Here is a 25,943-nt window from a genome sequence, read left to right on the forward strand (position 1 = left end):
AAAACTCAAAAGTCATTCCTTACGCCAGCGAGGCTTTTGCTTGAAGTCAATGCACCTGTGAAAAATGCCAGATTGGCTGCGGCGATCCGTGCACCTGCTTGAGCATCGGTTTGTGCGAGTTTCGCATCCAGCAATGCGTTGTTTGTCTCATTTACTACGGTGATTGTACCCAGGCCATTCTTATACGAATCGAGCGCTGCATCAAAAGCTGTCGCAGAAGTCTGTACCAGTACGCCCGCGGCTTTATTGGCAGCGAGGGCGGTTCTCAGCGCATTGGATGCGACGACAATTTCAGCAACGGCATCGAGCTGAACTCTGCGGAACGTTTCTGTCGCAGCATTTTGGACCGATTGCGCATTTTTGAGCTGTGCAGCCCGAAGGCCCCCGTCAAAAAGTGGTACTGTCGCGCCGATGAGGATGCCTGCGCCCGAGGATTGATTGCCAATCGTCGGCAGGCTCCCGGCATTAAACGAGTTCGAAGACGAGGCAAGAGTAGCTGCCACGAATACCTTTGGCATGAACTCGGCCTGTGCAACCTTGACGCCAGATTTTGTCGCCTGCAATGCTGCATAGCTTGCAATGACGTCAGGGCGCTGGGACAGAGCAGATTCCAGAACTGATTGAGTCACGCCGTCAAAGCTGGCCGGAAGCTTCTGTTTCATCGAGCCGTCGACCTTGATCTTCAGCATCGCGTTCACACCCATTGCGGCGAGAAGCCCCTGATAAGTATTGTCCTTCTGGCCTTGTGCTCTGACAATTCGCAGTTCCGATTGTGCTACTTGTTGGCGGGCAAGTGCCAGTTCAACCGTAGTAGCACGGCCTTCATTCAGCCTGGCCTGAACTGCAGCCAGCACTGCTTTGCTGTTGCGGAGGGTTTGTTCCGAGATGCGATAGCCTGCCACCGATGCGCAATATTCATAATAGGTGCGCGTAACGTCAAAAATGACCTTTTGGTGCATAGCGTTAAACGTAACATTTGCCGCGAAAGAAACCTGCTTCGCAGCATCTGCCAAAGCTGAGCGCTGTCCGAAATCAAAAACCAGCCATTGCAGGGCAACAGAAGGTGTTACACCTTTCAGCGTGGTGTCGATATCTCTTTCCCCGATCAGGGGTACATCGACGGGCGTTGTCGTTTTCTGTGCTCCCCCAATCACATTGGCTGTAATGATTGGCAGCATTGTAGCTTCAACCATGCCCACGGAAAGCGCGGCCTGACGGGCTTTTTCCCAGGCGTTTCGCGTCGCTGGATTGCTTCGCTGCGCAAGGTCGATCAAATGCGCCAGATCATATTCCGAATGGGTGTCCGCAGATACCGGGCTTGAAATCAAAGCGAGTTCCGGATTGGCCGGAACACTGAAATCTTTTGAATCCGGGGAAGCACTTTTAGGTGAACTAAGTTTCTTACCGTCAGTCCACGGCTTGTCGGGCGCTTCCGGAGCAAGTTTGAGTGCGTCTGTGGCACACCCATTCAATACCAAAGTGAGAATGACAGTCAGAATAACGGCGAAGGGCTGAGCAGGCTTAATCATACCTTACCATCCGCCAATATTGCTTCCAGATGTGTAAGATGCATATCGATCTTTTCTGCCCCCGTACTTTTCACACTAGCAACCGGGGAAGCCCGATCATCAGATAAGCCTTCACCTTGTTTGCAGATAGACCCGAGTTGTGATGACAGAATACTTAATCTTGTCACAGCATCTGGGATTATCTCATCTGAGAAGTAAACTTCCTTGTTGAGTGAGGCAAGCTGGTCGGTTGCAACACTCAATGTTTTTTCGAGTTCAGGAGATGGTCTTAAGCCCGGAGGTTCGAAAGGCAGAAGATAAAAGCAATATCGCACTTCATCGAGAAGGCGTTCAGCTTCTGCCGCTGTTGCAATCATCATCATGCGTTGCTGATACGGTGCTGCTGCAATTTCTGCAATTTTGCGGGCAGTGTCCGAAAGTCGTTGACCAATAACTGTTGCGACCGGGGCAGGCCATATGAGTGTCGAAACAATATAGACTGCAAAGTTACCGACCAAAATGCCAACAATACGGTCGCGCGCTGTGTCCATATCAGTCGTGGGACCAAAACCTTGTAGGACAGTGAGAGTGAAAGCCAGTCCAATCTGAACGCCGCCGTAAGATACTTTTTCACTGCCTGCTGTCACCCATGCAGCGAGGAGTGCCACGCCAAAAACAAGGATCATCAGGCCGCCGACAGATTCAAGCTGTGGCATGAGGAACATAAGCGAAACAATGCCGATTGTTGCGCCAATCAGGCATCCAGTAATGCGCAATGCAAGTTTGTGAATTGTGTCGCCGGCAGTCCCCATGGCAGCGACATAGCATGTGACCATAGCAGTGTGGATGCCCTGCCAGTTTATTGCGGCATAAAACAAATAGCACAGAATCGCCGCGAACGTCGTCTTGAGTGCAAAGCGCTGGTAAATAGGGTTCGAAAAGATATCTGCCGCAATGAAGCTGTCGCCAGATCCTTTTTTATATTCAGTCTTCTCACTCCCTGCGATATTTCTGAGAGCCTGGAGAATGCCCGCTTCATATCTGTCCTGCGATGGTCGAGGCTCTTGCTCAGGCGACGGAAGGGCCGCACCCCTATCCAGAGCTTCAACCATTTTATCGATGTGCTGAATATACTCTTTTTTGTTCTCAGCTGTCGTGTTTGACGGAAGAGCTGATACTGCAAAAAGTAACTGATAAGAGGCGGGTATATCGGTCTCAATCTGTGCTGCTTTGTGGCTTGTGGTTTGGTGAAGTATTTTTACAAGCATTGAGCGTTTGTATTGATCGTCGTTGGCGGCCCCCAGCTTTTCTTGCAACGCCGATGCGGCAACAGGTGTTTTCGCAAGCAGAGCATCCCGTGCCACCAGCAGGCGTTCCCGCATTTCCTCACGCAACAAAGACAAGCTCCAGCGACCGAAAAACAGACAGAAGCCGGCAATCATGAACATTGGCAGAATTGCCATTTCCCACGCATAGCGCAATGCAAACGAAATCACACCATTGATCGGCACTTCGTTCACCAGACTGAGAATGAACGCTATGATGAGCGCGACGATACTACCGCCTTCACCAAGTTTGCTCGCAGCTCCGATGAAAATAAAAACGAACGACACGACAATCATAACCAGAATACGAAGCAGCGCCGAATCCACCGTCCATTGCAGTACGGGGATCATCAAAGCAACAAGTAGTGTAATTGCAATGATCGCAGCGGTCGCAACAACGGTATTTTCGGCGCCGTCCGCTTTCATCAGAAATATAACAAGGTAACAGCTGATCGCGGATTCTGGGATGTGAAACATCATGGCGACGCCGGCCACAAGCGCGCATACCGCTGCTACGCGCCAAGATGTTGCTAGGCGTCCGGGAAAAGGTGCCAAATCCGCTAAAGTATCGCGGACGGCGCCCCAGAGGGTTCGTCTAGCACTTCTTGCCATTTAACACTGTCACAACTGCCGATGCTCCCGAACGCGTGAGCTGTTCCGGCGGATCGATTAATTTTACACGCACAGGGAAGCGCTGAGCAATCCGGACCCAGTTAAGATTTTTGGGAACATAGGGCAGACTTCGTGGAATATTGATAAGATCTTCCGAGGATACACCCCAGCCAATTCCCTCAACGATGCCTTTAATAACAATAGAGCTATTGGCAAGAATACGAACCTGAGCACAATCGCCGACTTTTATGCCATTAAGCTCCGTTTCCGGAAAAGTGGCCGAGGCATACCAGCTTGACGTGTCGATGAGCGTGAAAACAGACTGCCCCGGCGCAATAATCTGCCCCGTACCATTGATCACGCCAACCACGCGTCCATCGTGTGGTGCACGCACGATGCTGTTGTCGAGGTTGTGCTGAGCCAATGCCAGGGCGGCTTGCCTGGCGCGGACAAGGGCCTGTGCACTGTCGAGTGTGCCAACTAACGTATTTGCAGCCTCAGCCTGTTTGACAGCCTGAGTAAGGCTGATCTGAGCATCGTTTCGTAGTGTCTTTGCGTCATCCACCTGCTGGCGTGTGACGTAACCTTTGGGACTTAGTGCCTCTAGTCGTTTAAGCGTTGCTTCTGCAAGATCAAGATTGGTTCGCGCGCGGGCGATTTGCTGGTCTGCGATCAATGCGTTCTGCGTTTCAGCCTTTACAGCGCGCCTTTGGGAATCCAGCGCCGCTTCTGCGATTGCGAGATCTGCGGACGTCTGCTCTACCAAAAGTCGAAGCGGTTCCGGATCAATTGTGAAAAGCAGGTCGCCTTTTTTTACGGCTTGATTTTCCTGAACTTCTATCGAAACGATCCTGCCGGGAACTGTCGCGCCAATATTGACAATATTAGCGCCAATGACCGCATCGTCAGATAGTGGATTGTCGTGTGAAGCACGAAGATAAAGCCATGCCATCACGAATGCGACGATCAGAAGAACACCAGTCACCAGCACGCCCACGATGCTGAATTCTCTTTTGCTGTAAGCGTTGCCTGTCATATCATCGCCCATATACAAAAAGAGCGAGGCCACAGGCGATCGCTATGACGATTGCGGTATAGGCTGTGAGGCGAAATGGAAAAATGTCATCAATTCCCAGACGAATAAACAACATCCGAAGCAACAGGGTGATGATTATTGAAATCAGAAGACAAAGCATCCATGATGGAAAATATGCCCCAAATAAAGATACTGACGGACCTGACACGCGATAAGGTCTCCGCTACCTACTTCTGCCCACAACGGGTAAACCGCCGATTCTTAAACCCAATGCAAGGTTACGAAAAGCCGAAAGCCGCTGCAAGCAGTATGATCAGCTATGTGTCAAATGCCTAATTAATAATAAAATATTCTATTGCTCCGACTGAGCGCTTTCTGCCTCACCCTGCAAAACGATGTTGTGAATTCAATTTGAAATAGTTTTTAGGCACAGATTATTTTAGTTGGCCGTAGAAATTACGTGGACATCCATGCTGCACGTCCTATGATTAGTCTGTAATTCGATTGCGTTTCATTAGACTTTCGAAGCTTTGATAAGAAAAAGTTCGTAACAGTGTCTGCCAATGGGGGAGTTAAGATGCAGTTTCTATATGATTATTCTGTTTTTCTGGATGGTTTAGCGCTGTTTGCGCTTGTCTGTCTTGCGGTGGCAGCCGCAGTTCAGAACAAAAGTGTAATCATGGCGATAGTGGCGATAATCGTATCGATCTGGTCCGTCGTTCGCTTCTTTGGGCTTATTTAAGCTCGTGCTCCTCACCGTCGGCGCTGTTTGAAGGTTGAAAAGTATAACTTTCTTGTAGCACATCTATGGACTGCGACGGCGATTTTCGTCTGATGGGTTCAGCCAGAATAGGCTGTATCGCAAAAGCAGGTGTCATATGGGCATTGTTTGCAATGAGTGATCCGCCGCAAACGTGGATGCGTAATGTGTTCAACGTGCAGCCGGTAGTTTACTGGCCGTGGCGACACTCCCTGAGGCTTGCGCTTATAACCACCGTGCCGTTAACCATCGGGTTCCTTTGTGGCAATGCTGTAGCGGCGCTTTTCGTCTGTTTGGGCGGTTTGCTATCGGCAATAAGCGTGCAAACCGATCCTTATCGTGACCGGTTCAATCGCATTTTTACGGCCGTTCCGTTCGGTATCGGCGGATTTGCGATTGGCTCAGTTATTGCCGAACAAGGTCTGCTAACCATCGCAGGTGTTGTTTTGATTGCCATGGTTTCCGGTTGGATCAGCTTCTGGGGAAAGACCTTTTCGGCTGGTGCACTTCAAATGTTGATTATGACGGTGGTCGCCTCCCATGCGACGCAGTCGTCATTATCTATGACGATGCCGCTCTTGTTTGGTCTTGGAGCGCTATATGCAGCACTCCTTCTGGGCATAGAAGCGATATTAATTCCGAAACAGCCAGAACGTAAACTCACTTCGCTGCTGTTCGCGTCTTTGGCAAATCTTGCCCGCGTCGCGTCGCGGAAGCCGAAAGACAATGCCGAAATCAAAACTGCTTTGCACGAAGCGATAGAGGCGCAAGCTAATGCTTATAGCGTTATCCTCCGGGCGCAAACGCGCAAAGCTGATGGCAGCGAAGACTTTGAAACAGGGAAGAAGATTCTTACGCTCGCGGATCGGTTGATTGTTGTGCTAGCAACCCAACAGGCTGATGCTGGCAATTTAAGTGAGGTTGCTCAATCGCTTGAACTGATGTCAAAGGCTGTTCTCAAGCCCGGAATACAACGCTCATCGACCGCTCCAGCATTGGAAAATGGCGCAGTCGCCACTCTGGTCGCGCAAATGTGGGAACTGGCTTGCGCTCCACTTTGGTTCGTAAGCTCATCGCAAACACCTTCCCTGCGAAGTCTTTCCCATGAACTTGGCGGTCTCAATGAAGGCCGCCTACGTGCTCAGTTTGAAGCGCCGCGCAGTGATCTGGTGAACATTTTCAGTCTAGCCTTATGCATGCTGATTGCAATGCTTGCCGAGTTCTATCTTCCGGGAAATCGCTCTTACTGGATTCCGCTCTCGGTCGCTGTGATACTCAAGCCCGATTTTGGCTCCGTGTTTGTGCGTTCTTTGCAGCGAAGCGCGGGTACTATGGTTGGAGTTCTGCTCGGGATCCTGATCTTTTATCTGGTACCTAAAGGGCTATGCCTTGTCGTCGTGGTAGGTCTTCTGAGCGCAATTATTCCCTGGGCTTCACTTAAAAACTACGCCTGGCAATGTGCTTTCCTCACTCCACTCATTTTGATTTTGATCGATCTCATTGTGGCAGGGCCGACCGTTGACTATGGCCCGCAGCGCCTGATCGATACATTTCTTGGTGCCGTGATTGTGCTTGTTTTCGGCTATTTTATTTGGCCAAAACCGGTGAAAGTTTCGTTCGCTACGCGCTATGACAAGCCGCTCAAGGCGATAGCGAAATATATCGATGGGCTGCGGGGAGCCAGCCAAAGCTCGTTTGATGATACCGTTGAAGAACGGCATAACATTTACGTCGAGATATTTGGCCTGCGCAAATGGGTTCAAAGCTTTCTGGCAGAGCCACCTCCTACAAGCAAGGAAGCGCTCTTATGGTTGCCGCGCATCGATGACGCTGAACAACTCGTCGGTCGCGTGGACGATTACCTTGTTGGCTGTGAAGCCATCCATAAACTACCTGAAACAGCTAAGCTGGATGCCTTCATAGCTGAAGTGGATAAACTTGCCCCGGCTGCTGAAGCCAATGATATCGCTATAAGCAATCCGGGTTCCACTGTGTGATCAACAAGTTTCTTGAAAAAATTGTTGCCAAGAATGCCGCGTATAATTGCATTGTTCAAATTCAAGGTCAGTTTAAACGGTGCGATTAGAATGCCCTCATCCATAACTGTCGCAGTTGGTTTGTAATTACTTGAACATGTCGTAATCAGCTGATACTTCTAGAAAATAAGCATTTTACGTTAATCGTATCCGGTCTTTTCCAAGGGGGGCATAAAGTGTCTGTTCTATCAACTGTTCTGCCATTTCTTGCTGATTTTCAAAGTTCTCAGATGGCACCGGAGTTTTGGTTCGCTTGTACTGCTCTTTTATTTAAGGATGCAAATGCGGGGGCGTATGCTGGGCGCACCATGGAACTATCGATGGAATTGCCATACGTTATCGCATCAATCCCCAAAGGACATCGGTTTACCTCGGTTGTAGACGACCACAGTCCACTTGAATTTCAGGCGAAATATGCAATCTTTGCAATCGCTGTACCCAATGGCAGCCTTGCGGATCTCAAGATCGTTGAAGGGGTCAATGAGAAAGGTCTAACATTTAGCGTACTCGCCTACGCCGGCGCATCAGGGCCCGCTGACAATGCAGAAAAAACCAAGGCTTTGCTCGCAGCTATTGATCTGGGCGCATGGGTGCTTGGGCAGTTTGAAACCGCCAGTGATGTTAAAGCAAAGCTATCTGAAGATACCGTTATATTGACATCGCTTGCGCCCCTGCATGGTGCCAAAACGCCTTTCCATTTCGTGGTGCATGACACCTTAGGGCAATCAATCGTTATAGAGTTTTCTAGCGAAAAACAGAATGTTTATGATAACCCTGTTGGTGTGATGACGAACGGCCCGGAATTCACCTGGCATCTCACCAACCTGAATAATTATACGTTTCTGACCAATCTCGATCAGTCAACTGGAAAATTTGGTGGACTGGACGTCACTCAGCCGGATTCTGGAATTGCAACCGCGGGGCTACCGGCGTCCAACACATCAGTAGGGCGGTTTGTTCGCGCTGCATATTACTCGACATTCGCTGAAAAAACACAACCTGGAAACGCAGTTTCCGCACTTGCGCACATTATGAATAATTTCGATCGGCCCCGCGGCATAACGATTGACCCCCCTCAGTCTGGCGGGTTGGATATTGAAGGCATTTCGGCCACAAATGAACAGGAATACAAGACTGAATACACGTCATGGACTGTTCTTGCTGATCTCAACAAGAAACAGTTCTACGTGCGAACTTATAGCGGTATAAATTTCACAAAGTTCGATCTTCAACGGCTGTTTTCTGTGACAGAACTTAAAGTTGCGTCACTCGAGAAGATTTCGCGCCTCAATCTTCCTGACGCGACGGACGCATTTCTCCAGTAAGGCGTTGAAATGATAAGAAGTTTGAAATCGGAGAATACTGGCTATCCCTTTTTCTCCCTTTCAACCCCCACTTGTCTTTTTTCTCGTGGTCTGATTTCAACATTTGTGTTCCTCTATGCAGGCGTTGAACAAATGTGTGGAACCCAAATGACTACGAGCAAGCTTTTGTATCTAGGGACCGAGTTTGACGTTTGAAACGGGGTTTACGTAGGCTGGGGTTCTAGCGTCAAATTCAAACCACTAATTTTGATTTCTCACTTACTGTGCATGAATTGGTGCGAGAGAGGTATATCTGATGCAGAGAATTACAATCACAGTGGATGATGGTCTGATGGAAGATCTTGATGCGCTGATTGTTTTGAAAGGTTATGCCAATCGTTCTGAAGCAGTCCGCGATCTTGTGCGTTCCAGCATGAATGAGGCAGCGGTTGCATCGGATTCCTCAGGGCAATGTGTTGGTGTTTTAAGCTACGTCTTTCAACATGATGCGCGTGACCTCGCTAAAAAACTGACTAGCTCGCATCACGAACATCACAATATGTCCGTTGCTTCGTTGCATGTTCATTTAAACGAGGATCTTTGCCTTGAGGTGAGCCTTCTCAGAGGAGATGTGAAGTCGGTAAAAGAGTTTGCGAACTCAATCATTTCGCAGCGCGCCGTGGTTTATGGGGATGTTTCAATTATTCCCCATGACAGTCACTCACATTAGTATCTTCGTGAGTGTCGGCCGGAACAAAGGGCTTGTCCGAATTTTTACTTGGTGATTTCTCAGGAATTAATCGCAGTCTTGTCCGGGCGAGTATTGAAATATTGCATTGAAACCATTGCTTTAAAATGTTCTATCGACAGAAAACTAAGCCAGGCGACGTTTACCTTTGCAATAGTGAGTAATCATGGATCTGACAGTTCTCGTTTTTTTACTCGTGTATCTTGCGATGGGCTGCGGAACTCTTCCAGGTTTCAAAGTTGACCGAACAGGCGCTGCGATTATTGGAGCGTTGGCGATGTTGGTGGTCGGCAGTATAACCGCTCAGGCTGCCTGGAACGCGATTGATTATCGAACACTGGGAATGTTGTTTGGCCTGATGGTCGTGTCGGCAGGTTTCTCGGTATCGGGCTTTTATGGCTGGGTGGCAAAGAGGATGACGGAGTTGCCATTGTCGCCACCGCATCTGGTCGGCGTGATGATTATTACCGGCGCGGCATTCTCAGCATTTTTGACAAAGGATGTGGTTGCTGTTGCCATGACTCCATTACTGGTCTCTGTCAGTCTGGCGCGAGGATTGAACCCGGTCCCTTTCCTTCTTGCGTTTTGTTTTGCTGTGAATACGGGTTCCACGGCCACCCTTATCGGTAGTCCGCAGAACATGATTACCGCACAGCAACTTGGATTGTCTTTCAATGGTTTTCTGAAAATTGCTGCGTTGCCAGCCGTCCTTTCTTTGCCCGTTGTCTGGGGTGTGATTGTGTTTGCGTATCGCGGCCGTTGGGAGCTGAAGCAGCCAATGTCCGCGGCAACAGATACATCTGAAGCCGGCTCAATCGATCTGATGGAGACAGCAAAGACCGCAGTGGTTGCAATCGTCGTCATTGGCCTGTTCATCTTCAGTGATCTTCCACGTGAGCTGGTCGCTATGGGGGGCGCGGGTATTTTGTTGGTTAGCCGAAAAATTTCTTCACATGACATGCTAAAGCATGTCGACGGAGATCTCCTGCTTTTGATTATGGGTTTGTTTATCGTTAACGCCGCAGTCTCCTCGACGGGTCTTCCGCAAGACTTGCTCAATCATTTAAGGGAAGCCGGTCTTGACCTTAATGAACCGATTTCGCTTCTGTTAGTAGGTGGCGTGTTAAGTAATCTGGTCGGCAATAATCCAGCGGTTATGTTGCTCGTACCTTATCTTCATTCGGGTACGGGTGCTGATGCGCTAGGAGCGGCACTCGCATTAGGCACTGGCTTTTCAAGCAATATGATCGTCTTTGGAAGTCTGGCAGGAATTATCGTGGTCGAGCAGGCGGCGGCACGGGGCATTAGAATATCTTTTGCCGAATTTGCGCGAACGGGTGCAGTTGTTACGGTGTTATGTATGATCATGGCGGTGTCCTGGATTCTCGTTTTAGGCAAAATTTGACGCTGGATTCTAACGATCTACCTTAATTGCAAATTAATGAATTTAGATATTCTTCTGAAGAATTATGAAGCGGATAGTCTTTATTCATATCTCGTCTTAATTTTATTTCGCTTTGTGAGCAAATATATCTTGCTCCATTAAAGTTGCGTTGTTAGCTTAATCGTGGTGAATAAAATGGGGGGTGGTATAAAAGGCGACTGAATGCCGTTTTCCCCTCTTCTTCGGACGGAGGTTTCGTATGCATTTCACGCCGCGAGAAATTGATAAACTGATGATCTATACGCTCGCGATCGTTGCGCAGCGTCGTAAAGATCAAGGTTTGAAACTCAATCATCCAGAAACAGTTTCCCTTATCGCCGTCGCAGCGCTTGATGGCGCGCGCGCCGGTAAAACCCTTGAAGAAGTCATGGAACTCGCCCGCAAGACCATCACGAGAGACGATGTGATGGAAGGTGTTGTCGAGATGATACCTTACGTACAAGTTGAAGCTGTGTTCACCGATGGCAGCCGACTGGTTACCGTCCACGATCCTATTCAGTAATCCCGCAGGGAGGCTCAGTTATGGCTGCAGACAAGAGTAAAGCGCCTGTTGGGGGTCTGGTTCTCGGCAAAGGTGATATTGAAATTAATGCCGGTTACCCAACCACCACGCTAAAGGTTCGTAACACCGGTGATCGCCCAATTCAGGTCGGATCGCATTATCATTTCTTTGAAGTCAATGCGGCTCTCGAATTCGATCGTGAGCAGACATTTGGCAAGCGCTTGAATATTCCTGCGACAACCGCTTTGCGTTTTGAGCCGGGCGATGAAAAGGAAGTTGTTCTTGTTCCTTATCAGGGCAAACAGCGTGTGCTCGGGTTCAATGGCCTGGTAAACGGCTGGGTCGGTGAAGAAAGTTACAACGAGACTCGGCCTCGCCTGACGGATGCAATGGAGCGCGTCGAGCGATACGGCTTCAAGAATAAGTCGTAATTGCCCGCCCCACATATCAGCGAACAGGATAATGAGATGGCAAAGATTTCAAGGCAGCAATATTCGGACCTTTACGGTCCAACGACTGGCGACAAAATTCGTCTGGGCGATACTGATCTTTATATTGAAATTGAGCAGGATCTGCGTGTTTACGGTGAAGAGGCCGTCTATGGCGGTGGCAAAACTCTCCGCGATGGCATGGGCTATGACAGCGAATATACCAGTGCAGCTGGCGCCCCGGATCTTGTCATAACAAACGTAACGATCCTGGATCCAGTTCAGGGGGTCATCAAGGCAGACGTTGGCATTAAGAACGGCCTGATCTATGGGATCGGTAAAGCAGGCAACCCGTCTACGATGACCGGTGTAACGCTTCCAATCGGTCCGGGCACTGATGCTATATCAGGCGAACATTTGATCTTGACTGCTGGCGGCATTGACGCTCACGTACATTTCATTTCACCGCAGCAGGCTCAAGCAGCGCTCAGCAATGGCGTAACGACTTTGTTTGGCGGCGGTATTGGCCCCACGGATGGCACGAATGGCACGACCATTACACCGGGAACGTGGAACATCGAAATGATGTTGCGCTCGTTCGACGGTTGGCCTGTTAACGCCGGGGTTCTGGGTAAGGGAAATTCATCATCAACCGCATCAATCGAAGAACAGATCCGCGCCGGCGCCATGGGCCTTAAAATCCATGAAGATTGGGGCAGTACGCCGGAAGCTATTCGCACGTCGCTGCGCGTTGCTGATGACTATGATGTTCAGGTCTGTATCCATACCGATACGCTGAACGAAGCGGGTTTCGTTGAAAACACGATTGCCGCTTTTGAAGGCCGCACCATTCACACTTATCACACGGAAGGCGCAGGCGGCGGGCACGCGCCCGACATTATCCGAGTGGCTGGTCAGTCGAATGTCATTCCAAGCTCGACCAATCCGACACTGCCATATGGCATCAACTCACAGGCCGAATTGTTTGACATGACGATGATCTGTCACAATCTTAGCCCGAAGATTCCGACCGACGTCGCTTTTGCTGAAAGCCGAGTTCGTCCCGAAACCATTGCTGCTGAAAACGTGTTGCATGACATCGGCGCAATCTCGATTCTGTCAAGTGATAGTCAGGCAATGGGCCGCGTGGGTGAAAACTGGCTGCGCACGATTCAGACCGCACATTTGATGAAGATCCGTTTCGGTGCCTATGAAGGTGATAAGTCCGGTAACGACAATCAACGCGTTTTGCGTTTCGTCTCCAAGGTAACGATCAATCCGGCTATCGCGCAGGGCGTATCCCATGTGGTCGGTTCGATTGAAATCGGCAAGATGGCCGATCTAGTTCTCTGGGAACCCGCATTTTTTGGCGCGAAGCCAAAAATGGTCATCAAGGGCGGCATGATTTCATGGGCACTGATGGGCGATCCGAATGCTTCGTTGCCGACACCGCAGCCAGTGCTTTACCGCCCTATGTATGGTTCTTTGGGCAGTACATTGCCTAAAACGCGCGTCACGTTCACCTCGCTTGCCGGTTTTGATGCAGGTATTGCTAACCGTTACGAGCTTCAGTCACAAGTTGTGCCTGTGCATGGGACGCGCACAATCAGCAAAAGTTCAATGGTTCGCAACAGTGCTTTGCCAACTATTGAAGTCAATCCGGAAACGTTTGCGGTTACCGTTGATGGTAAACATGCAACGGTTGAACCGGCTACCAATATTCCGCTGACGCAGCTGTACTTCTTCAGCTAGCTTGACGAGCCCCCAGGAATTTTCCTTCCTTGGGGTTTAAAAATGACTGCGCCGGATGAAATCACTAATCCTGTGAGTTTGATCCAGCGAAGATATGAAATTTGTAAGCTTCCGGAGCAACTAATGATTCTCGTTGAGAAGACACTCGGCAACATCAAAGATTCCCTTTGGCATGATCGCGCAAACGACGCTGCGGTCGATTATCTTGCGATGGAGCAGTGGGAAGCCCCTAAAAGCCGTCTTCGCAAAGCCAGTGAAAGTGGCATTGAGCTGGCTATTTCGCTACCTCGTTCTGAGCATCTGCACGATGGTGATGTGCTTTATTACGACCAAGAGAACAAAATCATTGTTGTCGCACGGATCGCCCTCAAGGAAGTCATGGTGATCGAGCTTCAGGGTCTTGAGGATCTTGCACCGCAGGAAATCCTGCGCATATGTTTTGAGCTGGGTCATGGTCTGGGTAATCAGCATTGGCCCGCCGTCATCAAGGGTGCCACCGTTTATGTCCCACTTTCTGTCGATCAGAAGGTGATGGCATCGGTCATGCGCACGCATGCTTTTGATCGGGTAAAAACATATTTCGCGCCGGGCGAAGAAATCGCCGCTAAGCTCGACGCCAGAGAAGTGCGCATGCTCTTTGCGGGCGCTGATGCAACGCCGCATCATCACCATGGTGCCCATGATCATGATCGGAACCATGATTTGCATTCCCATAAGCATAACCACGACCACCCTCATGATGGCCATGATCACCATCACGGCTAGATGATGTCGGATACACAGAACGAAAAGCGGGCTTCCATGCAGGACATGGTTCTTTTAGCGAGATTGCTGCAATTTTCGGACTCTACGCTACCGGTTGGAGCGTTTGCGTTTTCAAACGGCCTGGAATCCGCATTGCAGACGGAGGTGGTAACCAATACCGCCACTTTGCAACAGTTTGTCGAGCTGGTGGTTCGTCAAGCAGCCCACATGGATGGCATCGCTTTTCTTCATGCGCATCGCGCGACTGTAGCCAACGACTATGACGCGCTGCTTGCAGCCGATCATGAGATATGGGACCGCCGTGTCGGTGAGGAGCAACAGCTCATGCTTTCCCGAATGGGTAAGAAATTTGCGGAACTCTCTCTCAAGATCAGCGACTTTCCATCGCTCGAGCGATGGCTGAAAGACATTAAGTCCGGCAATACTCCGGGATGCTTTCCGGTGGGTCAGGCAATGGCACTTGCACATATGGGCGCAGACGAAAAGCAGGCTTTCGTTGTGCATCAATATGGCGTTGCATCGATGATCATGAGTGCTGCGGTGCGTCTGATGCGTATCGACCATCTCGACACGCAGCGGATATTGTTCGCTGCACAAAACCGCGTTGAAGGCGATTACAGCGATATTTGCGACCTTGCACTCGACGAAATGTCCAGCTTTGCACCTGTTTTCGACGTCCTGGTCGCCCATCACACAAAAACGCATGTCCGTCTATTCATGAACTGAATAGCATTTTAGAACAGGAATGAATTATGAAGAAGATCACGCGTATTGGTATCGGTGGACCTGTTGGTTCTGGCAAAACAGCAGTGATTGAAACAATCACGCCACGCCTGATCGCTTTGGGCATCAAGCCTTTAATCATCACGAATGACGTTGTGACCACCGAAGATGCCAAACAGGTGCGCCGAACCCTCAACGGCATTCTCATCGAAGAGAAGATCGTCGGTGTTGAAACCGGCGCGTGCCCGCATACCGCCGTTCGCGAAGATCCTTCGATGAATATCGCCGCTGTTGAAGAGTTGGAAGAGAAATATCCTGACAGCGACGTGATCCTAATTGAATCGGGCGGCGACAATCTCACGCTTACCTTTAGTCCTGCATTGGCTGACTTTTTCATCTATGTCATCGACGTTGCCGCTGGTGATAAAATCCCGCGCAAGAATGGTGCTGGTGTGTGCCAGTCGGATATTCTGGTCATTAACAAGAAGGATCTCGCGCCTCACGTGGGTGCTAGCCTCGAAGTCATGGACCGCGATTCGAAGCTTATGCGCGGCAAGAAGCCTTTCGTTTTCACCAACTGCAAGACGGGTGAAGGCGTTGACGATCTGATGAGACTAATCCTTGATATGGCACTTTTCGATGTAGAGCTAGTACAAGACAAGGAAGCGGTCGGATAAGCTCATGAGCCTGCACGAGCGATTAAAACGTATCGATACAGCACGAGAACTGAGTGGGTATCACACACAACCCGCGCAGATGCGTGCTGCAGGGCCGGGTAAGATTGGCGAGTTGCGCCTAGGGTTTTCCATACGCCACGGCCGCTCGGTGCTCCATGATCTTTACCGGGTTGCACCACTTTTGGTGCAGCAGGCGCTCTACTGGGATGAAGCAATGCCAGAATTGCCGATATGCTCGATCATTTCGATCGGCGGCGGCATTTTGCAAGGCGACCGCTATAAGATCGATATTTCAGTGGGCGAGGGCGCCTGCGCGCAGGTTACGTCACAAGGTGCAAATCGTGTTCATCAGATGGACGCCAACTACGCCTCCCAATATCAAACCTTAACATTGGAAGCAGATAGCTATCTGGAATATCTGCCTGACTTCACTATTCCCTATCGTAACTCCCGTTTCATCAACCATACAGACATTGTTATCGATGAGCGCGCAACGTTGCTCTATGGCGAGATGATGATGACGGGACGTAAGCATCACGACGAGAGCGAACGCTTCGGCTTCGATCTTCTATCTATGCAGATCACGGCCAAACGCCCGGACGGAAAGAGACTTTTTGCAGACAAGGTGCTGATCGAGAAAGGCAATCCGACTATTGATTTCTCAGCCGTCATGCGAGGCTTTGATGCGTTCGCGAATATCATCTGTTTAACACCGCCTGATGTAGCCGAGCGTATCAAAGGCCGTGTGCAGGTCAATTTTGGCACCGACGCACCGCGCGCAGTATCTGGCGTATCGCAATTGCCTAACAATGCGGGGCTTATTTTACGCGCTGTAGGCATTGAGAGTTACGATGTTCGTGCCGAGGTTCGGCGCTTCTGGCAGATCGTAAGAGAAGAGGTGCGGGGGCGTAGTCTGCCAGAAGAATTTCTATGGCGCTGATCGAGAGGGGATGTTCGAATGGCTGAAAAGAAGAATAATTTTCCACTGGCGTGTCTGCGAGGATCCGGACAAGTCTTTTTCATGGAGAATGCCTTTACGGGATTATTGTTTCTCATCGCAATCGCCTACGCATCCTACGCAACAGGTGTTTGGGCCACCACAATAGGCGCAGTTATCGGCCTGCTTGTCGCGACACTAACAGCGCAGGGGCTCGATTGTGACAGGCCTTCCGTTAATGCCGGACTGTTCGGCTTCAACGGGATTCTAGTTGGCGTCGCTTTGCCAACTTTTATTGCCGCGTCACCGCAGCTCTGGTTCTATATTATTGTGGGGTCAGCGGTTAGCTCAGTCATTACCTCCGCCTTCAGTGCAACCCTTACCAAAAGCTGGGGCATTCCGGGTTCGACAGGTCCTTTTGTCCTCACGGGCTGGCTGATGGTCGCGGGAGCCTATTCTTTTGGGTCACTCGCCGTAACCGGCGAGAGTGCGAAGCTGGTATCGGACTATGTGCAAGGTGCGACGACCATCCCCGCCAATATTGAGCTCGTTCAGATTTTCTTCCGCAATATTGGGCAGGTTTTCCTGCTGGGGAATGAGGTTAGTGGCGCGATCATTCTTATCGGCATCTTTATTGCCTCACGTCCTGCAGGCATCGCTGCCGCTCTGGGATCAGTGATCGCCATGAGCACAGCAATTTTCATGCGGGCCGAACCATCCGTTGTCATTCAGGGGCTATACGGTTTCAGCCCAGTTTTGACGGCTATCGCAGTAGGGGTGGTTTTCCTCAAAACTGACCGCAAAGTCATCGCATACGCCGTACTTGCGATCATTACGACAGTGTTTATTCAGGGTGCTTACGATGTGATCATGTCCCCAATGGGTATCCCGTCGTTTACAGCGCCATATGTACTAACAATGTATTTGTTTGTTGCGCCAAAGAAGCTCTTCGCGCCCCATCCACACCGCCCTGTCCAGCAACATATACTGACAGATAAGTAAGGTATCTGGATTATAACCGAGCAAGAATCTGAACTTCAGTTCTGAAGGAGTGCAATATGAACTCTATCAATGCGGGTGATACAGCCTTTATTCTAATCTGCACTGCACTCGTCTGTATGATGACACCCGCCCTCGCTTTGTTTTACGGTGGGCTAGTCAGACAGCGCGATGTACTGTCGATCATGATACAGAACTTCGTATGTATGGGCGTGGTTGGCTTGATCTGGGTATTTGGCGGCTTCAGCCTTGTATTCGGTCCAACGATAGGCGGCGTCATTGGCGATTTCACCACCTATTTTGGCATGTACCATGTAGGTATCGATCCGAATCCGGAGATTGCTCCAAACGTGCCTTTCATGATGGTTTTTGCATATCAGATGATGTTCGCGATCATTACGCCGGCGCTGATGACCGGTGCATTTGTCGGGCGCTTCAAATTCGGCGCTTATCTTTTCTTCATCACCTTGTGGACGATCCTCGTTTACCTTCCAGCCGCCCATTGGATTTGGGGGGGTGGCTTTCTTGCAAAACTGGGCGTCGTAGACTTTGCGGGCGGTATCGTCATTCACGTATCCGCAGGTTTCTCGGCTCTGGCCGCTGCAAAATATCTCGGTAAACGTAAATTTGCAGCGGGTGAGGCAGAATCCCAGCCTGCAAGTCTGCCACTGGTTGCCATCGGCGCTGGTCTTTTGTGGTTCGGCTGGTTCGGTTTTAACGCAGGCGGCGCTTACGCTGCAGATGCACTGGCTGCCTATGCGTTCACAAACACCATGCTCTCTGGCTCTGTTGCCATGCTGGTGTGGATGATTTGGGAGTGGAAGGAGTCCGGTCGGCCGTCCTTCTCCGGCGTTCTTGTGGGGGCAGTAACAGGTCTTGCAACTATCACTCCCGCCGCAGGTTATGTTGAACCTATCACCGCGCTGCTCATAGGTGCGATTGGCGCTTCGGCCTGCTTTAATGCGAAGTACGTCCAGAAGTGGCTGAAGATTGATGATACACTGGAGGTCTGGCGTGCACACGGCGTTGGTGGCATGACCGGCGCTATCCTGATTGGTATTACAGCCAGCTCCAGCATCAATGCGGTTTCGGCAAGCGCCTATCAACTCGGCGTTCAGGTGCTCGCCGTTGTGATCGTGGCCGCTTACGCGTGGATCATCACCAACATCCTTCTCAAAATCTTGGATGCTACCGGTCATTTGCGCGTTTCCGACGACATTCAGCGTGAAGGTCTAGATGACCAGCTTTATGGTGAGAATGCTTTTAATCTTTGGGGTATGAAAAAGCATATGGATAAGTAAAAAGTTATAAATCTCCCATACAATATGATTATATAGCCAGAGTAATTATGCTCTGGCTATATAACTTGCTAGGCGGAAAGTCGAAATACAATAATAATTCCGAGCTTGCGTATATCTTTGTTGCATCGCGAATTCTCCACAAGTAAGATGATTATAGGAAAAGATCATACTTCGGAGGGCGGGATGAAGTGGGCATGCGTTTTCCTCGGGGCGGTTGTGGGTCTGAGTGGGATTACATCAGTCGTTGCAGCACCAAAAAATACATTGGTTCTTGCAATTGGCGGTGAGCCAGAGAACGGTTTCGATCCAATGGCTGGTTGGGGCGGTTACGGTAACCCGCTTTTTCAATCAACGCTTTTACGCAGGGACGTTAATCTCGATACCCAGCCTGATCTTGCAACACAATGGAAGCTTTCGGACGACCATAAGATTTGGACCATCCAAATACGCGATGATGTTCGCTTCTCCAATGGTTCGCCGGTAACGGCGGATGATGTCGCTTTCACTTTCAATACTGCTAAAACCTCAGCCAATGCGATTGACATGAGTGTCATGGAAAAGGCCGAGGCGCTTGATAAAAACACTGTTCGTATTTCGCTCGCTAAGCCCTGGATTACTTTTGTAGAGGCTTTCTATACTCTCGGTATAGTTCCTGCTAATGCTTATGGCCCGGAATATGGTCGTCGACCTATCGGCTCCGGCCCATACAAGTTTGTTGCATGGAACGAAGGTGAACAGCTGATCGTTGAGCGAAATGACGCCTATTACGGCGAAAAGTCGCCATTCCAGAAAGTCACATTCCTGTTTACAGGCGCCGATGCTGGCCTGGCGGCGGCGAGTGCTGGTTCGGTTGATATGGTAGCGGTACCTTCCCAGCTTGCAGATGCCGTTCCAAATGGCTTCAAGGCCGTGTCGGTTCAAACTGTCGATAATCGTGGCATCAGTTTGCCTCTTATAAAACCGAAAGTGATTGACGGTCGTAAAATCGGCAATGATGTCACGTCTGATTTGGCAATTCGGAAAGCCATTAATCAAGGTCTAGATCGCGAGCTTATCGTTGATGTGGCGTTGCATGGCCATGGAACGCCGGCTTTCGGCCCGGCCGACGGGCTTCCATGGTCGGGAAAATCGGATCAGATCGAGTTTAAACTTGATGGCGCGAAGGCTATACTTGATGAAGCTGGATGGGTTGTTAGCAGTGATGGTACGCGTGTCAAGGACGGTATACGGGCTGCTTTCCCTATCAACTATCCTGCAAGCGATGCGACACGGCAAGCATTGGCTGAAACTGCAGCCGAATTGCTTCGCCCACTCGGTATTGACGCAACACCGCGCGGCGCAAGCTGGGACGCCATCGGGCGTGTGATGAATTCCGAGCCAGTAATGTTTGGCTTCGGCAGCCATTCACCATACCAGCTTTACAGTCTTTTTGCTGAAAAACTCGCTGGCGTTGAATATATGAACCCGAGCTTTTACGCTAATCCGGACGTCGAAATTCTGTTCGAAAAGGCACAAGGGGCAGAGAGTCTGGAGGCATCATTGCCGTACTGGTCTAAAGCAGCGGATCACTACGGCTTAAAGGGAGATAATGCATGGGCATGGCTCGTCAATTTTGACCACGTCTATCTCGTAAATAAGTGTCTCGATCTCGGCCAAACCCAGATTGAGCCGCATGGTCACGGCTGGCCGATTACCGCAACAATCGCCAATTGGCGGTGGATCTGCGAGTGACGGTTCACATCCTGGCCCTGATCGCGCAGCGGCTGTTGCGTCTATGTGCGTTGATCGCCGTGGTAGCTCTCGCTCTGTTTGTCTTGTTGAAAGCGTCGCCATTTGATCCGGTTAATGCGTATCTTGGCCCTGCGATCGCGTATGTCGGACCAGAGCAAAAAATGCAGATCGCTGCTATCTGGGGATTTGACCGACCACTCCATGAGCAATTTCTGCACTGGAGCGGTAATATTCTCACCGGCGATCTTGGCTATAGCATTACCTATAATACATCCGTCAGTGAGGCTTTGAGCAGCCGCATCTGGATATCGCTAACCCTGACCGGTTTGGCGTGGCTATTGTCCGGTGTACTTGGCTTTGGTCTCGGACTTATTTCAGCCGCTTGGGAAGGTCGATGGATCGACCGCATGATAAGGCTCTATTGCTATGTTCTTGCCGCCACTCCGACATTCTGGCTCGGCATGCTCATGCTTGCGCTATTTTCCGTACAGCTTGGGTGGACACCAATATGCTGTGCGGGGCCGATTGGGGTTCCTTCCGATCAGGTAACATTTGTTGAACGCATTCAACATCTGGTCCTGCCATTGTCTGCATTGACCCTCTTTGGTGTGGCCCAGATTGCTTTGCACTCGCGCGCCAAACTCATGGAAGTTTTGCAATCTGACTACATTATTTTTGCCCGTGCTCAAGGTGCGACCCAAACGGATATTATCCTGCGACACGGTATTCGCAATGCTGCTTTGCCAGCCCTTACTGTTCTATTTGCGTCGATTGGCGAGATATTTGGTGGAGCCATTCTGGCAGAACAAGTTTTTTCTTGGCCAGGCCTTGGACGCGCCACTGTGGAGGCAGGTATCCGCGGCGATGTCGCACTGCTTCTCGCCATTGCGATACTGACAACAGTGATAGTCTCGACGGGAAATATGATTGCCGATCTTTTATACCGTTTCGCTGATCCGCGCTTGAAAGAGGGATTATGAGAAAAATCTCCTTCAATGGGCGAATACGGGCACTGTTAAGCACGCTTTTCGCCCTGACTATTATCACAACTCTCGCTTTGTCTGCCTGGCTCTACGGCGATGTAGGGATAAGGGCAGATTTCGCAGTAAGGAATATGCCCCCCTCCTTTTCCCAATGGTTTGGAACCGACCAGATGGGGCGTGATATGTTCGCGCGGACCATGCACGGGCTGACACTGAGTCTAAGAGTCGGGATTCTAGCTGCAAGCCTTTCTGTTATCATTGCACTTGTTGTCGTGTTGCTCTCGGGTTTTGGTAAAGTGACAGATGCTCTCTGCGCATTTGTCATTGATGGAATGTTGTCGATGCCGCATCTAGTGTTACTTATTCTGATCAGTTTTGCTTTAGGCGGTGGCACTGGCGCTGTGATCATTGCAGTTGCGGTCTCTCACTGGCCACGTTTTGCTCGAATTTTGCGTGCTGAGCTTCTTCAGGTTCGGGCAGCGCGTTGGGTCGAAGCATCGCGGAGCTTTGGTAAGTCACACAGCTTTATTCTCCTCAACCACATCCTGCCGCACCTGTTACCGCAGATGCTGGTTGGATTTTTACTGATGTTTCCACATGCCATATTGCACGAGGCTGGCCTGACATTCATCGGTTTCGGCCTGGAGCCTTCGAGGCCCGCCATTGGGATTATGTTGTCGGATGCGATGAAAAACATCATGGGGGGACGCTGGTGGCTCGCGCTTTTCCCAGGATTGGCTTTGTTGATTATGGTGTTGTGCTTCGATGTGATTGCCACCGGTATACGACGGCTCACTAATCCAAGAGAGGCTCAGATCTGATGTTGGAATTAACAAAACTTTCCGTTTCGTTCAGCCGGTACACCGGGCTTTTCCGGCAAGAGCGCATCGCTCGCTTGTCGGATATAGACCTTAACGTTGCTCAAGGTGAGATTGTGGCACTGATCGGGCATTCAGGGGCCGGGAAAAGTATATTGGCGCATGCCATTCTTGGGCTTTTGCCACCCAATGCTATGGTTGAGGGCAGCGTGTATTTTCAGAGTTCATTGTTGACTGAACCGGTCCTTATGAAAAAACGCGGCCGTGAAATTGCTTTTCTTCCGCAACAAACTACTTACCTTGACCCAACAGCTGATACCGGGTCTCTTATAAGCTGGGCGGCGCGACGCGCCGGTAAAACGCCGCAGATTAAAGCTCGTCTAGAACAAGTAGGACTAAGTTCTGAAGTTGCTAGCTTATATCCCCATCAGCTTTCTGGGGGCATGGCGCGGCGCATTTTGATGGCACAAGCCACTGCGGGCGGACCTGCCCTGTTAATTGCAGACGAGCCAACCGCCGGTTTGGACCCGCTCAATTGTGATACGATCCTTCAACAATTGCGGAAGCAGGCTGATAATGGCGGTGCAGTGTTACTCATAACGCATGATCTTGTTTCGGTATTTCCCTATGCTGACCGGATAGCAATTCTCAACGAAGGTAAAATTTGCTGTGTGGCCCCAGTTTCAGCTTTTAGCGGTGCAGGTGAGAAGCTGAATTCCCGATATGCACAATCGATGTGGCGTGCATTGCCGCAGAACGGTTTTAACGCATATGCTTGAAGCAAGAAATATTAGCGTATTGTTCGGGAAGGCAACTGTCTTTTCAAACCTTTCAATGAGTGTAAAGCCAGGCGAGATTTATTGTGTTTCGGGCCCGTCGGGATGCGGAAAAACCACTTTGGGGCGGATTTTGGCCGGATTGCGTCGACCTGATTCAGGTGAAGTTACGCTCGATAACCAACGATCTGATTTGCACCACTGGTGGCCCGTACAATATCTGCATCAGTCTCCACTCTCCGCTATGAATCCGCGATGGCGTATCGGAAAAGTGATTAGAGAGCCTGGAGCGGTTGACCCGGAATTAGAGCGTGCGTTGGGTGTTCAAAGAGATTGGGCTGAACGATATCCGCATGAGTTGTCTGGAGGGCAATTACAACGTGTTTCGATACTGCGTGCCCTTGGTGCGAAGCCACGCTATTTGATCGCAGACGAGATTACTTCTGCCCTCGATCCGGTCGCTCAAGCTCAGATCTGGCATTTTTTGCTGGCCTTTGCCAACAAACTCCAAGTTGGCATATTGGCGATAAGCCACGATGAGGGGCTCCTCGCTACAATTGGAAATAAACAGCCCGGATTAAGGCTTGGTTGATAAGCTCATAACGCTTGGCGGCGATGATAAGATCAACAGTTCCTTTTCAAATTAACGCGATGCAACTGGCACCCAATTCACCAGCCATGATCGCAGTGGTTAGAGTGATAGTCACCCTCGTTTGCAGGAAGCTTCATTTTGCTGAGTATACTGTTCTCCTGCGGGCACGCCTTATTGGAACTTATTCGAAGGCACGAGGCGTCATAAACGTTACCGGCTGACAGCCCTTGTTCCAGCGCCAACTTTGAACAAACCGAAATTCAACGGCTGCTGCACCCGAGGAGCAGGCCATGTCGTGCGGAGTAAAGTGGGACGAAGACGTGCTGTTCCATGTCGATCTGGTATTTATCCACTTCCCAAATGCACAGTATTTGGTTGGTCTATTTTGCTGCTTGGTCTCGAGGCCCTACCATGCTCAGCATAACTGTTGACTAATTGCCCCGACGCTACCCTCATACTCAATTTCATTTCACGATGAGGTATTTCGTCGAAATAGATCAAATTGCCGCTGCCAATCGCATGAATGTGCTACCGACAGGACGAAGGTAATAGTGCAAAAATGAATCAACTTTAAGAAGAACAGTTTTTGATGATCACTCCCGTAGCGACTGATTTATTCGCTATTGGCAGACGTGTTTATGTGAAGTGCAACTATTCTGAGTTGACTTGGTCGGCTTTCCATTCGCCAAGGTCTACATTGTAGGCCACTAAAAGTCCGATGCATATAAAAGCAACGACTACGCTCAACGAAATATGCATTCTTTTCAATTTCATGTCCTGCTCTCAGCTCACTGTACCCAGCGGTTTTCTTCCAGTATATACACAGCTAGTTCCTTACAATCAATCTGGCAGCGATATTTTGGAAAGGCCCGCTGATCCTTTGAGAAAGATGCATTGAAGATCAGTCCCAACGTGTTGCAACCGATGTTGACAGTAATACTTTTTTCATCCGGGAGCTACGCTCGGCGTCTGCTGTTATCAAGATTGTGAGAGATATTTGACCGTTTCTTTCCTCTGGCGATATCATGGATATTGATACGACAGATGGTGTTAATATGAGCCCTCTGACTCTGTTCACAAACGCTTCAGTGTAATGCCAAGCTTTGAAGGACCGTAGCGATTTCAAACCGCATATAGCCGGCCAGTACGGCTCAACCTCCGAGACGAGCAGAATCGAACTGCACACCCCCAGGGATTTTCGCGCCGGATAATGCTGCCCACAATGATTGGATAAACTTTCCCTTTTGCCAACGTTCAGAAATCGGTCGTCTGTTTAATCCGACGATTTGAATTGTTACATGCTTGTAGCGTTGATCATACAGTCGCTGTTGGCTCAAACGATCAAGTGCGGCGTAGTCCAGAGTCCCGGTTGCTGAAGACAATTTGCAGAACGGCCTTCATCCACACGCTCTCCCGCAATTGTATAAAATGTCTTCGAATGCGGCTTTCAAAAGGAAGGGTGCGCGGATGGTTTAACTTTCCCAGCGCTTTTTGAGCATCCCCGGCAAATGCAGCTGGATTATATACACCAGCAAGGCTGCTGCCCATCCGAACATCAAGATACCGCTGGCTCCTGTGATAGGTCCGAACAGACGCGTTCGAGCGATTTGACTGAGGTCTCCGGATCCTAGCGTCGTGTAATTCAACATTGCTGTATAAAAGGCATCGCCATAGTTATCGACTAGGCCCATATGATAATATGTCAGCGCCCATATTGTCACACAGCAGCATAGGCAGATAAAAAGTATAATATATAAGCTGATCAGCGATACAACCAAGAATATTACTCTATTCTCGTTGAGTTTACTGCCAAGCAGATGAACGAATAGGTAGACGCAAAGGGTTGCGAGCAAGTGAACCAGCATCACGACGATTCCCACTGTCGAGCCAACAATAAAATCTGTAAGCATAGTATCCCCGTTCCAAAGCCTGACATCTGGTGCTAATTAGAGAATATCTATTAAAGGGCCGTTTAAGCTGAGCCATCTCTTGGAATTTATTCAGCGCCATTCTTGCGGTAGCGCTGGAGAAGATCGTGTCGTAAGATCTCTGGTGTTTTTGAATCGAGTGCTGAATTGGCAGTGTTTTTGGACCTTTTTTAGAGCAATCATTCAATTCCGTTGAGGTTTTCGTAAGCGCGATCGTCGCAAGGTTTGATGTTTGAGAGACGAACGCATTTGTCGAGC

At 49.9% G+C, this 25,943-nt stretch carries 24 protein-coding genes; 19 read left to right on the forward strand and 5 right to left on the reverse strand.

Annotation, left to right across the window (positions count from 1 at the left end; genetic code table 11):
* Window positions 1-5: 5 nt before the first annotated feature.
* From KMS41_21105 to KMS41_21120, 4 genes are all read right to left on the reverse strand, one after another.
* Complete coding sequence (locus KMS41_21105; protein ID QWK81059.1) at window positions 6-1,529, reverse strand: TolC family protein; 1,524 nt, start codon at window positions 1,527-1,529, stop codon at window positions 6-8.
* Window positions 1,526-3,313, reverse strand: coding sequence for an FUSC family protein (locus tag KMS41_21110; GenBank protein QWK81060.1), 1,788 nt, complete (start codon window positions 3,311-3,313; stop codon window positions 1,526-1,528). Before KMS41_21110 ends, KMS41_21105 begins: the two co-directional genes overlap by 4 nt.
* Window positions 3,314-3,428: 115 nt before the next feature.
* Window positions 3,429-4,481 (reverse strand): multidrug transporter subunit MdtN, encoded by a 1,053-nt coding sequence (mdtN, locus tag KMS41_21115; GenBank protein QWK81061.1) that lies wholly within the window; start codon window positions 4,479-4,481, stop codon window positions 3,429-3,431.
* A gap of 1 nt (window position 4,482) precedes the next feature.
* Window positions 4,483-4,689, reverse strand: a complete 207-nt coding sequence (locus KMS41_21120) for a DUF1656 domain-containing protein (protein ID QWK81062.1) — start codon at window positions 4,687-4,689, stop codon at window positions 4,483-4,485.
* Window positions 4,690-5,058: 369 nt separating this feature from the next.
* Between KMS41_21120 and KMS41_21125 the strand changes: the two genes are divergently transcribed.
* The 19 genes from KMS41_21125 to KMS41_21215 all read left to right on the forward strand — a co-directional run bounded on the left by KMS41_21125 (window position 5,059) and on the right by KMS41_21215 (window position 23,757).
* Window positions 5,059-5,223: a hypothetical protein gene (locus tag KMS41_21125; protein ID QWK81063.1), complete on the forward strand. Its 165-nt coding sequence runs from the start codon at window positions 5,059-5,061 to the stop codon at window positions 5,221-5,223.
* A 92-nt stretch (window positions 5,224-5,315) separates the two neighbouring features.
* Window positions 5,316-7,238, forward strand: coding sequence for an FUSC family protein (locus tag KMS41_21130; protein ID QWK81064.1), 1,923 nt, complete (start codon window positions 5,316-5,318; stop codon window positions 7,236-7,238).
* Window positions 7,239-7,507: 269 nt separating this feature from the next.
* The gene (locus KMS41_21135) at window positions 7,508-8,602 is read left to right on the forward strand and encodes a linear amide C-N hydrolase (GenBank protein QWK81145.1); all 1,095 of its coding nucleotides are present in this window, start codon (window positions 7,508-7,510) and stop codon (window positions 8,600-8,602) included.
* Between the two features lie 295 nt (window positions 8,603-8,897).
* On the forward strand, window positions 8,898-9,311 hold the full coding sequence (gene nikR, locus KMS41_21140) for a nickel-responsive transcriptional regulator NikR (protein ID QWK81065.1): 414 nt from the start codon (window positions 8,898-8,900) through the stop codon (window positions 9,309-9,311).
* A gap of 184 nt (window positions 9,312-9,495) precedes the next feature.
* Window positions 9,496-10,734, forward strand: a complete 1,239-nt coding sequence (locus tag KMS41_21145; protein ID QWK81066.1) for a transporter — start codon at window positions 9,496-9,498, stop codon at window positions 10,732-10,734.
* A gap of 238 nt (window positions 10,735-10,972) precedes the next feature.
* Window positions 10,973-11,275 (forward strand): urease subunit gamma, encoded by a 303-nt coding sequence (locus KMS41_21150; protein ID QWK81067.1) that lies wholly within the window; start codon window positions 10,973-10,975, stop codon window positions 11,273-11,275.
* A gap of 20 nt (window positions 11,276-11,295) precedes the next feature.
* Entirely contained in the window at window positions 11,296-11,706 is a 411-nt protein-coding gene (locus KMS41_21155; protein QWK81068.1) for an urease subunit beta, read from the forward strand.
* Between the two features lie 36 nt (window positions 11,707-11,742).
* On the forward strand, window positions 11,743-13,455 hold the full coding sequence (locus tag KMS41_21160; protein ID QWK81069.1) for an urease subunit alpha: 1,713 nt from the start codon (window positions 11,743-11,745) through the stop codon (window positions 13,453-13,455).
* Window positions 13,456-13,578: 123 nt separating this feature from the next.
* Window positions 13,579-14,220 (forward strand): urease accessory protein UreE, encoded by a 642-nt coding sequence (gene ureE, locus KMS41_21165; protein QWK81070.1) that lies wholly within the window; start codon window positions 13,579-13,581, stop codon window positions 14,218-14,220.
* A gap of 45 nt (window positions 14,221-14,265) precedes the next feature.
* Entirely contained in the window at window positions 14,266-14,946 is a 681-nt protein-coding gene (locus KMS41_21170) for an urease accessory protein UreF (protein QWK81146.1), read from the forward strand.
* Window positions 14,947-14,972: 26 nt separating this feature from the next.
* Window positions 14,973-15,620: an urease accessory protein UreG gene (gene ureG / locus KMS41_21175; protein ID QWK81071.1), complete on the forward strand. Its 648-nt coding sequence runs from the start codon at window positions 14,973-14,975 to the stop codon at window positions 15,618-15,620.
* 4 nt (window positions 15,621-15,624) lie between these two features.
* Window positions 15,625-16,560 (forward strand): urease accessory protein UreD, encoded by a 936-nt coding sequence (locus tag KMS41_21180; GenBank protein ID QWK81072.1) that lies wholly within the window; start codon window positions 15,625-15,627, stop codon window positions 16,558-16,560.
* A gap of 18 nt (window positions 16,561-16,578) precedes the next feature.
* On the forward strand, window positions 16,579-17,559 hold the full coding sequence (gene yut / locus KMS41_21185) for an urea transporter (protein ID QWK81073.1): 981 nt from the start codon (window positions 16,579-16,581) through the stop codon (window positions 17,557-17,559).
* Between the two features lie 56 nt (window positions 17,560-17,615).
* On the forward strand, window positions 17,616-18,857 hold the full coding sequence (locus KMS41_21190; GenBank protein QWK81074.1) for an ammonium transporter: 1,242 nt from the start codon (window positions 17,616-17,618) through the stop codon (window positions 18,855-18,857).
* A gap of 183 nt (window positions 18,858-19,040) precedes the next feature.
* Window positions 19,041-20,588, forward strand: a complete 1,548-nt coding sequence (locus KMS41_21195; GenBank protein ID QWK81075.1) for an ABC transporter substrate-binding protein — start codon at window positions 19,041-19,043, stop codon at window positions 20,586-20,588.
* Between the two features lie 17 nt (window positions 20,589-20,605).
* Window positions 20,606-21,568: an ABC transporter permease gene (locus tag KMS41_21200; GenBank protein QWK81147.1), complete on the forward strand. Its 963-nt coding sequence runs from the start codon at window positions 20,606-20,608 to the stop codon at window positions 21,566-21,568.
* On the forward strand, window positions 21,565-22,392 hold the full coding sequence (locus KMS41_21205) for an ABC transporter permease (protein ID QWK81076.1): 828 nt from the start codon (window positions 21,565-21,567) through the stop codon (window positions 22,390-22,392). Before KMS41_21200 ends, KMS41_21205 begins: the two co-directional genes overlap by 4 nt.
* Window positions 22,392-23,168 carry an ATP-binding cassette domain-containing protein gene (locus KMS41_21210; GenBank protein QWK81077.1) on the forward strand — a complete coding sequence of 259 codons (777 nt, stop codon included), beginning with the start codon at window positions 22,392-22,394 and terminating at the stop codon, window positions 23,166-23,168. The genes KMS41_21205 and KMS41_21210 overlap by 1 nt, the downstream gene beginning before the upstream one ends.
* Window positions 23,161-23,757 carry an ATP-binding cassette domain-containing protein gene (locus tag KMS41_21215; GenBank protein ID QWK81078.1) on the forward strand — a complete coding sequence of 199 codons (597 nt, stop codon included), beginning with the start codon at window positions 23,161-23,163 and terminating at the stop codon, window positions 23,755-23,757. Before KMS41_21210 ends, KMS41_21215 begins: the two co-directional genes overlap by 8 nt.
* Before the next feature lie 1,472 nt (window positions 23,758-25,229).
* Here the strand turns inward: KMS41_21215 and KMS41_21220 are convergent.
* On the reverse strand, window positions 25,230-25,667 hold the full coding sequence (locus KMS41_21220) for a potassium channel family protein (GenBank protein ID QWK81079.1): 438 nt from the start codon (window positions 25,665-25,667) through the stop codon (window positions 25,230-25,232).
* Between the last annotated feature and the right edge of the window lie 276 nt (window positions 25,668-25,943).

It is taken from the genome of Ochrobactrum sp. BTU1, assembly GCA_018798825.1.
Taxonomy (GTDB): domain Bacteria; phylum Pseudomonadota; class Alphaproteobacteria; order Rhizobiales; family Rhizobiaceae; genus Brucella.